The organism is Corynebacterium sp., from assembly GCF_030532715.1.
Taxonomy (GTDB): Bacteria; Actinomycetota; Actinomycetes; order Mycobacteriales; family Mycobacteriaceae; genus Corynebacterium.
Genome location: NZ_JAUNKO010000004.1, coordinates 95,214 through 108,724, shown reverse-complemented (window position 1 = coordinate 108,724; position 13,511 = coordinate 95,214). Strand labels below are relative to the sequence as shown.

Below are 13,511 nucleotides of genomic sequence, written 5' to 3'. Positions count from 1 at the left end.
TTGCCTACGATTGAATTGCAGCAATATCCCCGCCCCGAGTTTCGATATTCAGTGTCAGAACCCCACCCGGCGCCTGCGAGTTGAACGACCCCGTGCCGCAATCAGCAAATGCGTTGACGGCATTGCAATGGAGACGCACCGGCACGTTCGAAGGTAGGTACACGCTGACGGCGGCGGCATCCGTATACACATTCACCGTGCGGTCCGCGGGCAGCGGCTCCAACGCACCGAGCTGAAATTGTGCGGTGTCCCCCACCGAGGCATAAGCATCGCGCAGCTGATCGACAGTATGTGCGGTAACCACGTAGTCTCCCGCAAACACATGCCCAGTGCCCAGCGGGTCAAAGTCTGCCGGTGCAGGAATGGGAGCGCCAGTGCCCACGAACGCGTCATTGCGGGATTGCTCCAGCGCAGCGTGGGCTTCGGCGACAGCGGAACTCGCCTCCGATTCGACGCTCGCCATCACGCTCGATTGCACGCTAGAGGCTGACGAAACCGCGGCTTCCACATCGTCGGGTTTATTGTTGCACCCGGCGAGCAATACCCCGACCGCCAATCCAGCGCCCACCAGCGCAATGTTCCTACGCATCGAATTTCCTTTCGTCTTCCCGCAGCCACCTTTCGACGCCGCGCCTTAGGGCGCCGCTTCCAACTCAGCGACATCCACCTTCCCACCGGTAACGTCCAGTTTCATCCGCAGCACTTCCCCAGATGCGTCTGGGTTGTAGCGGTCTGCGGAACAGTCTCCCTCACCATCTTTGATATCGCACTGTAATTCTACGGGGACATCTTTGGGCAGGATCACACTGACGCCGCCATTGCGCACATGCACGGTAACAGTAGTTTCGTTATCGAGAGGTTCAAGGTCGCCGAGGTCGAAGTATGCGGTGCCGTCAATGAGCGCGTAATCGGTTTTTAAATCACTGCCTGCGGTAGCGGTGACCGAAAACGCGCCGCTATAAACCTTACCGGTACCCAAGGGGTCAAATCCTTCAGGGGCTGGGACTTCCTGCCCACCATCCAGGAAGCTATTGTCCAGCTGTGAAGTCTCCGGTTGCGTCTCCTGCTGAGTAGCGCCATTGTCAGCGGCGCCATCGCTGCATGCGCCCAGCAGAAGTGTGGCTACCGTAGCACACCCAATGACCGATAATTTCTTCAGCATTTCTCTCCAATTACCCAAAACCGATGTGAGGACCAACCTCAAACTACCGAAGTTGCTACAAGCTAGTCGCCCTTGCCCTCTGATGAGGGCGCCCCCCTTCACGCGGTGTGGGCGATGGTACCGGCACATTCTAGGCCAACGATACCGGCCTCAGATACTCGCAGCTGAGCGTCGATGCGAAACACCCGCCGCAGGTTTTCGGCATTCAGCACTTCTCTCGGTGGGCCCTGATCGAGCACCCCTCCTTGGTGCAGCACCACGATATGATCGCAAAATCGGGCGGCAAGGCCAAGGTCGTGAATCGCAGCCAAGACGCACACGTCCCGCTCGTGTGCCAGATTGGCGCATAAATCCATCAGCTCATATTGGTGGTGGATATCCAGGTGGTTGGTGGGTTCATCCAGCACGAGGGTCTGGGCGTCCTGGGCGAGCGCACGGGCCACGTGGCTGCGTTGTTTTTCGCCACCGGACAGCCGGCTCCACGGCCGATCGGCCAGATGCTCGATATCCACGTCGGCTAATGACCGCGCCACCACATCACGGTCATGTTGCGTCATACTTGCCCACGGTCCTTTGCCTGCCACGCGCCCTAGGGACACGATGTGCCGCACCGTCAAGTCCGTTTCGGATTCGGTGTATTGCGCCACAAAGGCGAGTTGGTGCACCCGTTCGCGCCGCGGGTAGGACGCAAGTGACGCCCCGTTGATGGTGATGTCACCGCCGTACTGGTGGACTCCGGCGATAGCGCGCAACAGCGTCGACTTGCCGCAACCATTTGGCCCTACCAGCGCGGTTACGGTGCCCGGCGCACAGGTGAAGCTGACATTGCTGACCACCGTTTTGGGCCCGTAAGCCACAGACGCATCGCGTAATTCAATGCTCACAACCGTTGACCTCGCTTGAGGATTAGAAAGAACATGGGTACGCCAATAATGGCGGTAAATACCCCGACGGGTACTTCCTGCGGGTTAAACGCGGTGCGCGCCAACGCGTCTGTGATGACGAGGAACGCGGATCCTAGCAGCGCACTTACCGGGATGAGTTGGGCGTGCGCAGGACCGATCACCATGCGCACGGCGTGCGGCACGATGAGCCCGATAAACCCGATGGCACCCACGGAGGATACGGTGGCACCGGTGAGCAATGCCACCGTGATCAGCGTGATGGACCGGACGCGCGCCACGGGAACCCCCATGGATTCCGCGGTGTCGTCGCCGAAGCTTAGGCAATCGAGATAGCGGGACATCGCCCACAGCACAATGCTGCACAGAGTGCATACCAGCGCCACCACCGTAAGCGTGTCCCAACGGGAGGCGCCGAGCGCGCCAAGCAGCCAGAACATCACGCCGCGTACGGAGTCTGCGGCGCCTCGCGCCATCAGAATCAGCGAGGTAAGTGCGGAGAAAAGTTGTCCTACCAGCACGCCCGTCAGTACTACCCGGGTGGAGGAAAAACCAGAGCCTTTGAGTAGCGCCATGAGCAACCCGAAGGAAGCCAGCGCGCCGAGTGCTGCCCCGCCGGTGAGCCCGAACGCCGCACTTCCTCCGAACGACGCTGCGGAGACGAGCACAATCACCACGACCGCGCCTGTTGATGCGCCGGAGGATACGCCCAACAGGTAGGGTTCCGCCAGGTCATTGCGGGTGATGGCTTGCAGCGCAGCACCGGCAACCGCGAGTGCGCCGCCCACGATAACCCCCATGAGGATACGCGGAATACGCAGCTCAAACAGGATTGATTGGCGCAGCAAAGATGGCTCTGGGTACGCAGCGCTAATAAACAACCCCGTTTTGTGCGTGACGGCGCCCCACACTTCCACCCAGCTTAACGACGCCGCGCCCAGAAACAGGCTCCCGGACGTCGCCGCAACAATCGCCAAGATCCCGAAGATCCAGAGGATTGCGGGGTGTCGTTGCTTCCTCATCCCTGTTGAGCCAAGCCGTCAGCGATGACCTGCAGGGCGTGAGCGGAACGCACGTTTGCGTCAAGTTCCACGCCGGGAACAATAATAAAACGCTCGTTTTTCACCGCATCCAATTGGCTCATCGCAGGATCTTTTTTCATGGCTTCGATCTTGTCTTCATAGCTATCACCTGGTGCGCCGCGTTCTTTCAGGTCCGCCAGCACGATTACCTCGGGGTTGCGCTCCGCGATTGCTTCCCAGGCAACTTCGGGCCACAACTCATTGGTGTCCTCGAATACGTTTTTTACGCCCACAATGTCGCTGATGCTTTGGCCAACCCCCGTGTTACCCGCCACATAGGGTGCGCCCTGGTACACGGAGTAGAGATACAGGATGGATAGTTTGTCCGCGTTTTTAATGTCCTTGCTTTTGGCCTCTGCGATGATCTTGTGTTGATCTTCAACGAGTTCCTTTGCGCGAGTTTCTGCGCCGAAAATAGTTCCCAGCTCGGTCACGTCCTTTTCAATCAAATCGAACGCATTTTTACCTTTATTGGGGGCGTAATCTCGGCATTCCACATTGCTATAGTATGCGTTTACCCCAAGCTCTTTAAGTTCTTCGCGGGTCCCCGAACCATCCGCGGTATACACTGATTCGAATGGTGAATAAACGAAATCAGGATCCACCGAACGCAATTGCTCACCAGTGGGCACGCGTTCGGCAATCTTTTCAATCGCTTCGTATTTTTCCTGATACTCAGGAAGGACTGCGGTCTTAAGGTTCGCGGTACCCACCATTTGTTTGTCCACGTGCAGCGCTAAGAGCGTATCAGTTGCCGCTTGCTCGGTGGAGACAGCGCGTTTGGCGGTTGATTTAAATTCCAATTCAAATCCACAGTTATCAATCGTGAAAACGGAACCGGAATCCGCCGCATCCTTGCCCGATTCCACATTTCCACTACACGAAACCAACAACCCAGAGATCGCCGCCATCGCTACGACGGAATAAATATGACGCTTCAACATAGTGACCCTTCTGCACATGTGCACGCTTTTCGAAAAAGTTTTTCAATAAATTAAACTACTATCACATGCAGAAGAAGGAAGCATAATGCACCAACTGTTACGCAACTATACATTCGTCAAACTATGGTCGGGCTCAACCGCCAGTGGGCTGGCCACATGGGCATTGCCGTTCATCCTAGGATTGCAATTAATTACCGATGAACTTGACGCAACGCAGCTGGGCATCATTCTGGCGGCACGGACCATCGGTCTCGTAGCCATCATGCCCCTAGCTGGCGCACTGGCAGACATGGCATCCGCAGTGCGCACAGTCCGAATCGCTGGTCTGCTCGCCGCTATCAGCAGTGTTGGCTTCGCAATGTCCGGATCTTCGCTGGTGTTAATGTCACTCAGCGCAGCAGCAATCGGCGCCGGCCAAGGGGCCTGCCGCCCAGCGTTTCAATCGCTGATCGCCGCAAACATAGTGGGGCCCCAACGACAAGCAGCGAATGCGGCGAACACGCTATCAGTACGGTTGGTCGTGGTTGTGGCACCAACGTTAGCGGCGATCGGCAGCCGAACCCTTGGCACCAATGTCCTGTTGCTCATCACTGCGGCACTATGGGTACTCGTGGTCACAAGCACCGTGGGCATTGCCGAAGCCCCAAGGGTCCCACATCAATCCTTGGCGAAGGGTTTTCAGGAAGGTTTCCAAGAAGCCCGCAAGCATCGCTGGTTTATGGCCGGCTTAGGGCTACTCGCCGCAGTCATCATGTTCGGCTATTCCGCCACCGGCGTGCTGCTGCCGCTAGTAAGCGAGCAGATCACTGGCACGGATACGCTGCTAGCTATGGCCACCACCGGGTACGGCTTCGGCGCCATTATCGGCGCTGTGCTCATGATCCGCTGGGTCCCAAAATCCCAAGGTTGGTGGGCCTTCGCAGGCCTTGCTGCTTATGGCCTAGTGGCGGCCGCGATGGCTGTGGCGCTCAACGGGTGGCATTGGTGGATTGTAGTCACCGCCTATGTGCTCGCCGGCGTTGGCATCGAGGTGTTTAATGTCCCATGGTTTACCTGCGTCCAGCGGGAAATGAAACCCGAGCTTATCGCCCGGGTATCCTCCCTAGACTTCCTCGTCTCCTACGGGTTGGCCCCCGCCGGGCTCGCACTCATGGCCCCGGCAGTGAAATATTTTGGGCTGGAACCCGTATTGTGGGCTGCCAGTGTCGCATGCCTCGGGGCGGGGGTGTTGGCCACCACCGTGACTGGGGCTCGCACCTTCCACGAGCCTCACCGCAAGCACAGCTAGCAGTAAAACACCGTCAAATCGACCTTTTGGAAACTCTTCAAATCCGTGTAGCCAGCCTTCGCCATGGCGCGGCGCAACCCGCCAACAAAATTGTGGTCACCATAGGCATGAGAAGACGGCCCGAGCAGAATCGTCTCCAACGGAGCCTGCTGGGAAAGATCGCCCAACAAGTCACTGCTGCCGGGTACCACCGCGCCCCTAGGGAAACGCGGGTGACCAGCGGTGGATGGCCAGTATAAGCCTTGACCGGCGGCTTCCGCGGCGTCGGCAAGCGGCATGCCCAGCATCACAGCATCGGCGCCGCACGCGATCGCCTTCGCCATATCCCCGGAGGCATAAATCTCGCCGTCGGCGATAATGTGCACGTAGCGCCCCTCCGTTTCGTCGAGGTAGTCCCGTCGGGCGGCGGCAGCATCAGCAATCGCCGTAGCCATGGGCACTTCCATACCCAACGTACGTTCGTTCGTATTCGTACCGCCGCCCACAATCACACCAACGGCGCCCGTACGCATCAAATGCAACGCCGTGAAATAATCAACCACGCCGCCGACAATCACGGGCACCTCAAGCGCCCCAATAAACTCCTTCAAATTCAGCGGCTCCCCGCCCTGCGCCACATGCTCCGCAGAAATCAACGTGCCCTGAATCACCAACAGCTCCGCACCGGCCGCAATCACCACCGGCGCCAACTCCCGCGCCCGCTGTGGCGACACGCGCACCGCCACAGTCACCCCGGATTCGCGCACCTGAGTGATGCGCTCCGTGAGCAACGTCTCGTCGATGGGCGCGGCATGCAACTCCTGCAAGACGGCAATTGGATTGGCAGTCTCATAATCGAACGTGCCGTCCTCCGTCACCGCAGCCTCGCGCACGCGCGCAATCGCCGCTTCAAGATCCGCATGGCGGCCCCACAGCCCCTCCGCGTTGATCACGCCGAGGCCACCCAGCCTGCCCATCTCAATCACGAACTCAGGGGACGCGAGCGCGTCCGTCGGGTGCGACATCACGGGGATGGAAAACGCGTAAGCATCAATACTCCAAGACGTGTTCACATCCTTCGACGAACGAGTGCGGCGGTTCGGCACAATTGAGATATCGGACAAACGGTAGCCCACGCGGGCTTCCCTCCCCTTGCCGATCTCCACATAATTACGCATCGATGAGTCCTTAAGGTCCGTAACCTGGGCGGGGTGAGCGCTGGTTATTGGTGGGGTTAACGCTGATAATAGTTCGGTGCTTCGACCGTCATTTGAATGTCATGGGGGTGAGATTCGCGCAAGCCTGCCGCTGTGATCTGCACAAACTGCGCGCGGTGCAGCTCCTCCACGGTAGCAGAACCCGTGTAGCCCATCGCCGCGCGCAAACCGCCGACCAATTGGTGCGTGATCGCGTCAATGGAGCCCCGGAATGGCACGCGGCCCTCAATGCCCTCCGGCACCAGTTTTTCTTCGCTTTTCACGTCGGCTTGGAAGTAGCGATCCTTGGAGAACGAACGCTTCTCCCCTGACAAACCACGGCCCTGCATCGCGCCGAGCGACCCCATGCCGCGATACATCTTGTACTGCTTGCCGTTGACCACCACTGTTTCGCCGGGAGCTTCCGCGGTGCCAGCGAGCAGCGAACCCAACATCACGGTAGAAGCTCCAGCCGCGAGAGCCTTGGCGATATCACCGGAAAACTGCATGCCGCCGTCGGCGATAATCGGCACGCCCGCCTGCTTGGCGGGGACTGCGGCCTCCATGATCGCCGTAATCTGCGGGGCGCCGACGCCCGCGACTACTCGCGTCGTGCAAATCGAGCCCGGGCCGATACCCACCTTGATGGCATCCGCGCCCGCTTCGATCATCGCCTTGGCCGCGGAACGCGTGGCAAGGTTACCGCCAATCACGTCGACGCGATCACCAAACTCTTGTTTGACGCGCGACACCATGTTCAAAACACCTTGCGAATGCGCGTGAGCCGAATCGACCACGAGGACATCGACGCCCGCGTCAACGAGCGCCGCCGCACGATTCCAAGACTCATCACCGGTGCCGATCCCAGCACCTACCAGCAAGCGACCGGACGCGTCCTTGGAAGCATGTGGGTACTGCTCGGTTTTCACGAAATCCTTCACGGTGATAAGGCCAACCAGCACACCAGCTTCATCTACGATGGGCAGCTTCTCCACCTTGTTGGCGCTGAGCAGACTCAACGCATCCTTCTTTGACACGCCCTGCTTCGCCACCACGAGCGGCATCGGGGTCATTACCTCGGCGACTTTACGTCCGAAATCCGCCTCGAAGCGCATGTCCCGGTTCGTGCAAATTCCCACAAGTTTGCCCTGATCATCAACGACAGGCAGGCCGGAAATGCGGTACCGGGCGCACAGAGCATCAACCTCACCGATAGTCATGTCCGGGCTACACGTCACCGGGTCGGAGACCATGCCGGACTCCGAACGCTTGACCAATTCCACCTGCTCCGCTTGTTCCTCGATGGACAGGTTGCGGTGCAAGATGCCCATGCCGCCCTGCCGGGACATTGCGATAGCCATTCGCGCTTCGGTCACAGTGTCCATAGCGGCCGAAATAAGCGGAATGTTTAACCGAATATTCCGGGTGAGCTGGCTGGACGTATCTACTTCGCTGGGGATTACATCGGACGCGTCTGGCAGCAACAACACATCATCAAACGTCAGGCCCACGAGGGCAACTTTGTTCGGATCGTCGCCGCCGGTACGTACGCGCGTATCAGTCATATGAACCGTCCTTTACGAATGTAGTTTTGTGCTATAGCTGCTGGGTCTAGGTTGCATCAAGCCTAGTCCTTTTCACCGGCTAAAAGGTAACCGCTCAGATGCTTGCCTCTATCGGTGAGCAAGCAATACTGTGGCACTGTGTACTACAACGACCGCATGCCACCTGATCCGTTCGCCGACGACCCCAACGATCCGGCATTGTTCCTTGAAAGTGACGATCCCGATCCCCCGCTCACGCCCGCTGAGCGCATCGCAATGACGCATGACCTCGAACTTATTCACGAATTCCGTCGGGTGCTAGAACCCAACGGCATCAAAGGTATCTGCTTCTTCTGCGACGACTGTGAAGATAACCACTACTACGATTGGGACATCATGACCGCCGAACTCCAGGCCACCCTCAACGGCCAAGTCTCCGCGGTGCACGAACCCAGTGCCCACCCCATGGTGACCGCATACGTGCCTTGGGCGTATTGCGCGGGCTACCTTGATGGGATGGACTCCGCCCAGCACTAACTCAGTGTTCTTCGACCAACTTCTCGGGGGGATTAGCGGGGGTTCGCAGAAGGCTTGCGGTTGCCTTAACGAACCAGCCCCTCCCCACAGCTAACCCCTCTGTTGCGGGGTTACCCGCCGGGGGTTTCACCGGGCGGGCCGGGCTCCACCGGGGGTTGCGCTGGGTCTGGCGGACTCGGGTTGGGGTTCTCCGGACCACTCGGCGCTGGCGCTTGGCTGGTGGGCTGCTGAATGGGCGCCGGCTGCTGGACCACAGTCACAGTCGCGGTAACGGTAACCGGCGGCGGTGGCTCCATCGTGGTGGTTGGCTCCTCCGGCTCTTCACTCTTTGGAGTGGTGGAAGTGGCCACGGGCCCTTGGGTGACGGTCACGGTGGTGACTGGTCCGGTGTCGCTGCCGCGCTTGGCTTGGATATCCGCTGCCATGGTGCGGGCCTGGTCTAAGAGCTCCAAGGCGCGTTCCACGTCACCGCGGCTACGGGAATCATCAGCTTGTTCAAGCGTGGAGGCTAGCTCCACCACAGCTGCGTGATCGCTAAACAATGCAACATGTGCACCCCATAAGGGGGAACCCGGCCCTGCGTTATAGATTGCTATGCCGGATCCTGCGATCGCTAAGGTTGCGGCCGCTGCGCCGAGGACACCATGCAGGAATGCCTGCCGGAAGGAGCGTTTCGGACGGCGGGTGGACAGGTCGACCACTTCCGCATCCTCGTACTCTTCGTACTCGTTGTAATCGTCGTACTGTTCTTGTTCGTACTCGAGCTGAGAGGTGGGGGCTGCAGGCACGTCGCGTATCGGCCGCATGGCGGTTGTTGGCGCGTCGTTGACCAACGGGGCCGGCGGCATTGGCGCATCGACCTCGGCTTTGAGGTCCAGCAGCAGCCCTGCCAGTTCGTCCGTCCCGTCCGACGGATCCACACCACGAGCCAGCTCGGTCAAGAACGCGTCATCGGCAAGTACGAGTTCATTCTCGTGCCCGCCAGCGCCTGAGCCTTCGGCTCCGCGAAGATGGTTCATCTACGCTCTCCCACGTTTTCCAATTGCTTCCGCAGCGCTCCGAGGGCACGGTGTTGCGCCACCCGAACTGCGCCAGGGGTACTTCCAACAATATCCGCAGTTTCTTCTGCAGATAGTCCGACAAATACTCGCAAAATAATAATGTCACGAGCCTTATCACTTAAACCATCGAGAAGATGGCGTACTCTGTTACTCCCATCGCTGACCAGCGCATATTCCTCAGGTGTGTCGTGCTCAACCGATTGCTCAGGGAGCTCTTCAGTTGGGTTAGACAAATCTCTATGGAAACTTCGGTGCGCGTCAGCAACCTTGTTGGATGCGATCCCGTATACAAACGCCATAAATGGCCGTCCACGGTCCACATAGGAAGCAACGGATGTGGACACTGCCAAGCAGATCTCCTGGGCGACGTCGTCGGCGGTGGGATGACGCCCACCCCCGAGCCGCGCGCGACAATATCGCAGCACTTGAGGGTGGATGATCTGCATGATTCTTTGCAGGGCCCTCCGGTCACCATCAGCAGCAAGTGGCACAAGCTCAGCAAGCTCAGCCTCAAACTCACTCACCGGCGAACCCCTTCCTTCGTTCATGCGATGCCAACTGGCATATAACAACGTCCAATCGTACCGCGAAAAGTTAACGAACGCGTCTCAGGTTCCCGCAAGGTGTAAAGCCCCAGCGCGCGCTGTATAAGTAGCACACAACACACATAGTATCCCGGCGCGAACGACTCCAAAAACACGAAAACCCACCGACCTTTGATCAACCTAACTGTAGTGAGGTTTACAAAAGTAGTGGGTTTCGTGTGGGAAATATCAACTAGTGGTGGTGCCCATGACCCCCACTTGCGGGTGCCGGCTCCTCCGGCTTATCCACCACGGACGCCTCGGTAGTGAGCACCATCCGCGCCACCGACGTGGCGTTCACCACAGCGGAGTGGGTGACCTTCACCGGATCAACGATGCCCTGATCCATCAGGTTGCCGTACTCCAGCGTGGCCGCGTTAAAGCCTTCACCATTGGGCAGCTCACCAGTCTTGGACACCACAACGGCGCCATCCAAGCCAGCGTTTTCGGCAATCCAATAGCATGGCTTTGCCAAGGCACGCGCCAACGCCAGCACACCAACGCGGGCATCGCCGTCGAATTCCTCAGCGTACTTGCCGATCTCCCGTGCGATCTGCACGAGCGCGGAACCGCCGCCAGCGATGACGCCTTCCTGCGCCGCGGCCTTCGCGGCATTAATGGCGTCCTCGACGCGCAGCTTCCGTTCGCCAACCTCAGTTTCGGTGGCCGCGCCGACCTTGATCACCGCGATGCCACCTGAGAGTTTCGCCAAACGCTCTTCAGCTTTTTCCTTGTCCCAGCTGGAATCCGTGCCATCGATTTCCCGGCGGATCTGCCCACGGCGGGCTTCCAGGTCTGCCGCGGTGCCCGCGCCGTCGACAATGACGGTACGGTCCTTGGTCACGGTGATGCGACGTGCGGCACCGAACGCGTCCAAGCCGATCTCGTGCAGATTCACCCCCACCTCAGGGTCAACCACGGTAGCCGCGGTGACCACAGCGAGATCGTCCATAAATGCTTTCCGACGGTCGCCGAAATACGGTGACTTCACAGCCACCACCTTCAGCGTCTTCCGAATGGAGTTCACCACCAGCATCTGCAGCGGCTCACCCTCAATATCTTCAGCGACGATCAGCACCTGCTTGCCGGACTCCACAATCTTCTCCAGCACCGGCAAAAAGTCCGGCAGCGAGGAAATCTTATTGCGGACGAGCAGCACGAGGGCGTCGTCAAGCACCGCTTTTTGGGCGTCTACATCGGTGATGAAGTACGGAGACAGGAAACCCTTATCAAAGGAAACGCCTTCGGTCACGTCCAAGGTCGTCTCAATGGACTGAGACTCCTCAACCGTGACCACGCCGTCCTTGCCCACCTTCTCCATGGCAGCGGCAACCATATCGCCGATTTCTTCATCGCGCGAAGACACCGTAGCAACATTGGCAATATCACGCGTGCTGGATACCTCGGTGGCGCGCTCCAGCAGCAACTCCACGGTACGGTCCGCACCGGCAGCAATACCCCGGTTCAACTCCACCGGGTTCGCCCCCGCCGCAACATTGCGCAACCCCTCATGGATCAGCGCCTGCGCCAGCAGTGTCGCCGTAGTGGTCCCGTCGCCTGCAATATCGTTGGTCTTTACCGCAACGGACTTCACCAGCTGCGCGCCGAGATTTTCAAACGGATCCTCGACGTCGATGTCGCGTGCGATGGTGACGCCATCGTTGGTGACCGTCGGGCCGCCGAACGGCTTGTCCAACACCACGTAACGCCCACGCGGGCCCAGCGTTACCTTCACCGCATCAGCGAGCGTATCGACGCCCGCCTGAATGCCCTTGCGGGCCTCCTCATTGAATGCAATAAGTTTTGCCATGTTTTTTACTTCTCAATGACGGCGAGAATGTCCCGCTGAGACAGAATCAGGTATTCCTCACCCTGGTACTTGATCTCAGTGCCGCCATACTTGGAGAAGATCACAACATCCCCCTCCTTGACGTCCATGGGGATGCGGTCGCCCGACTCATCAAACCGGCCGGCGCCCACGGCGATAACAGTAGCCTCCTGCGGCTTCTCCTTCGCAGAATCCGGGATGACCAGGCCAGACGCGGTGGTGGTCTCAGCCTCGTTGATCTGAACCAGGATCTTATCCTCAAGGGGCTTAATGTTGACTTTCGCCACGATGAATTCCTCCATTGTGAAAGCAGTTGAATATGTGCCGGTTGCAACTCCCAGCACAGCCGTCGTCGCGGGTGAACAACTGTGTGTGTCAGACAACCTCATTAGCACTCTACCCGCGCGAGTGCCAGCCTTCAAGGCGGCGCAGTTGTCAACTCCAGCGGGGGTGTTTGCCCCAATCTCACACCAATAATCCCAGTACCGTGGGCATCATGAGCACAGATGAAGCATTAAAACTCCAACTCCCCGACGTACTCGCCCCCTACCAAGACTTTCTCGACGCCCGCGCACGGCGAGTCGCAGGCCTGTTCCTCCACGGCATGACCGTGCGAAATCCCAACCACATTCCCAAACGCATCGTAGACAACCCCACCGGGTCGCGGATCGGTGGCGCGGCCTTTATCACCCAACAAAACCCCTGGCCACGTGATCGCCACGGGCGGCGCATGCTCTTCGTCGCCCAAATCAACCTCTCCGAAATGCCCGTATTGGAGGGCTTCCGCAACGAAGGACTCCTCCAGTTTTTTATCGGCGACCACGGGTACTTCGGCATCGACGATGAAGACTTCACGCGCGGCACCTACACCAACCCGCACAACCAATGTGTGCGCTACATTCCCGTGCAGGAATACATCAACGGGCAACTCCTTGGCGGACTGAAAACCCAATGCAAGGCGATCGAAAACGGATTCTTTGACCTCCGGGCCGTGCCATTCGACCAATACCCCACCAGCAAAGACGAGTCCTTCATGAGCAGCCTGGACTATTTCACGCCTGACGGCGAGACCCTCATCAATGAGACCCCCGCGCTGGCCCACATGGGCCCGCCCGCCATCTTCGGCGGCGGATGGGCCGCATTCGCGCAACAAGACCGCGCCGGATTCAGCTTCCACTCCAAAGTGTTACTGCAAATCCGGTCGAGCCGAGGGCCCAAAAACAAACCCCGCATCCAGTGGGGCGACAGTGGATTCGCCAACTTCTTTATCCGGCCCGAAGACCTCGAACGATGGGACTTCAGCAACGTCGCCTACTACTGGGACTGTTATTGATGCGCTCGTACTGAACAGTAGTTCGCTCATGGCAAGGAGCCGATTCGGTGGTGCAGGCAGGCACGTAAAGT

General features: G+C 58.9%; 14 protein-coding genes. 3 read left to right on the top strand and 11 right to left on the bottom strand.

Annotated elements, in window-relative coordinates; genetic code table 11:
* Positions 1-4: 4 nt before the first annotated feature.
* From Q4D83_RS07440 to Q4D83_RS07420, 5 genes are all read right to left on the bottom strand, one after another.
* Positions 5-589, bottom strand: coding sequence for a hypothetical protein (locus Q4D83_RS07440; protein ID WP_303174338.1), 585 nt, complete (start codon positions 587-589; stop codon positions 5-7).
* A gap of 45 nt (positions 590-634) precedes the next feature.
* Positions 635-1,162 carry a hypothetical protein gene (locus Q4D83_RS07435; RefSeq protein WP_303174337.1) on the bottom strand — a complete coding sequence of 176 codons (528 nt, stop codon included), beginning with the start codon at positions 1,160-1,162 and terminating at the stop codon, positions 635-637.
* Between the two features lie 98 nt (positions 1,163-1,260).
* Positions 1,261-2,046, bottom strand: a complete 786-nt coding sequence (locus Q4D83_RS07430) for an ABC transporter ATP-binding protein (protein WP_303174336.1) — start codon at positions 2,044-2,046, stop codon at positions 1,261-1,263.
* A complete protein-coding gene (locus Q4D83_RS07425) occupies positions 2,043-3,086 on the bottom strand; it encodes an iron ABC transporter permease (protein WP_303174335.1) in 1,044 nt (347 codons plus the stop codon). Before Q4D83_RS07425 ends, Q4D83_RS07430 begins: the two co-directional genes overlap by 4 nt.
* Positions 3,083-4,090: an ABC transporter substrate-binding protein gene (locus Q4D83_RS07420; protein ID WP_303174334.1), complete on the bottom strand. Its 1,008-nt coding sequence runs from the start codon at positions 4,088-4,090 to the stop codon at positions 3,083-3,085. Before Q4D83_RS07420 ends, Q4D83_RS07425 begins: the two co-directional genes overlap by 4 nt.
* Before the next feature lie 85 nt (positions 4,091-4,175).
* Here Q4D83_RS07420 and Q4D83_RS07415 point away from each other — a divergent pair, with 85 nt between their 5' ends.
* Positions 4,176-5,378, top strand: coding sequence for an MFS transporter (locus Q4D83_RS07415; protein WP_303174333.1), 1,203 nt, complete (start codon positions 4,176-4,178; stop codon positions 5,376-5,378).
* Here the strand turns inward: Q4D83_RS07415 and Q4D83_RS07410 are convergent.
* Together Q4D83_RS07410 and guaB are read right to left on the bottom strand one after the other, a co-directional pair.
* On the bottom strand, positions 5,375-6,535 hold the full coding sequence (locus tag Q4D83_RS07410) for a GuaB3 family IMP dehydrogenase-related protein (protein WP_303174330.1): 1,161 nt from the start codon (positions 6,533-6,535) through the stop codon (positions 5,375-5,377). The genes Q4D83_RS07415 and Q4D83_RS07410 overlap by 4 nt on opposite strands.
* A 56-nt stretch (positions 6,536-6,591) precedes the next feature.
* The gene (guaB, locus tag Q4D83_RS07405) at positions 6,592-8,118 is read right to left on the bottom strand and encodes an IMP dehydrogenase (protein WP_303174328.1); all 1,527 of its coding nucleotides are present in this window, start codon (positions 8,116-8,118) and stop codon (positions 6,592-6,594) included.
* Positions 8,119-8,256: 138 nt separating this feature from the next.
* Here guaB and Q4D83_RS07400 point away from each other — a divergent pair, with 138 nt between their 5' ends.
* The gene (locus Q4D83_RS07400) at positions 8,257-8,634 is read left to right on the top strand and encodes a DUF5319 domain-containing protein (protein WP_303174327.1); all 378 of its coding nucleotides are present in this window, start codon (positions 8,257-8,259) and stop codon (positions 8,632-8,634) included.
* Between the two features lie 110 nt (positions 8,635-8,744).
* Here the strand turns inward: Q4D83_RS07400 and Q4D83_RS07395 are convergent, their stop codons facing one another.
* The 4 genes from Q4D83_RS07395 to groES all read right to left on the bottom strand — a co-directional run bounded on the left by Q4D83_RS07395 (position 8,745) and on the right by groES (position 12,394).
* On the bottom strand, positions 8,745-9,653 hold the full coding sequence (locus Q4D83_RS07395; protein ID WP_303174325.1) for a hypothetical protein: 909 nt from the start codon (positions 9,651-9,653) through the stop codon (positions 8,745-8,747).
* The gene (locus tag Q4D83_RS07390) at positions 9,650-10,219 is read right to left on the bottom strand and encodes a sigma-70 family RNA polymerase sigma factor (RefSeq protein WP_303174324.1); all 570 of its coding nucleotides are present in this window, start codon (positions 10,217-10,219) and stop codon (positions 9,650-9,652) included. Before Q4D83_RS07390 ends, Q4D83_RS07395 begins: the two co-directional genes overlap by 4 nt.
* A 253-nt stretch (positions 10,220-10,472) precedes the next feature.
* Entirely contained in the window at positions 10,473-12,089 is a 1,617-nt protein-coding gene (gene groL, locus Q4D83_RS07385; protein ID WP_303174321.1) for a chaperonin GroEL, read from the bottom strand.
* 5 nt (positions 12,090-12,094) lie between these two features.
* A complete protein-coding gene (gene groES, locus Q4D83_RS07380) occupies positions 12,095-12,394 on the bottom strand; it encodes a co-chaperone GroES (protein WP_303174713.1) in 300 nt (99 codons plus the stop codon).
* Positions 12,395-12,603: 209 nt separating this feature from the next.
* Between groES and Q4D83_RS07375 the strand changes: the two genes are divergently transcribed.
* A complete protein-coding gene (locus Q4D83_RS07375) occupies positions 12,604-13,440 on the top strand; it encodes a DUF1963 domain-containing protein (RefSeq protein ID WP_303174319.1) in 837 nt (278 codons plus the stop codon).
* Positions 13,441-13,511: the final 71 nt, after the last annotated feature.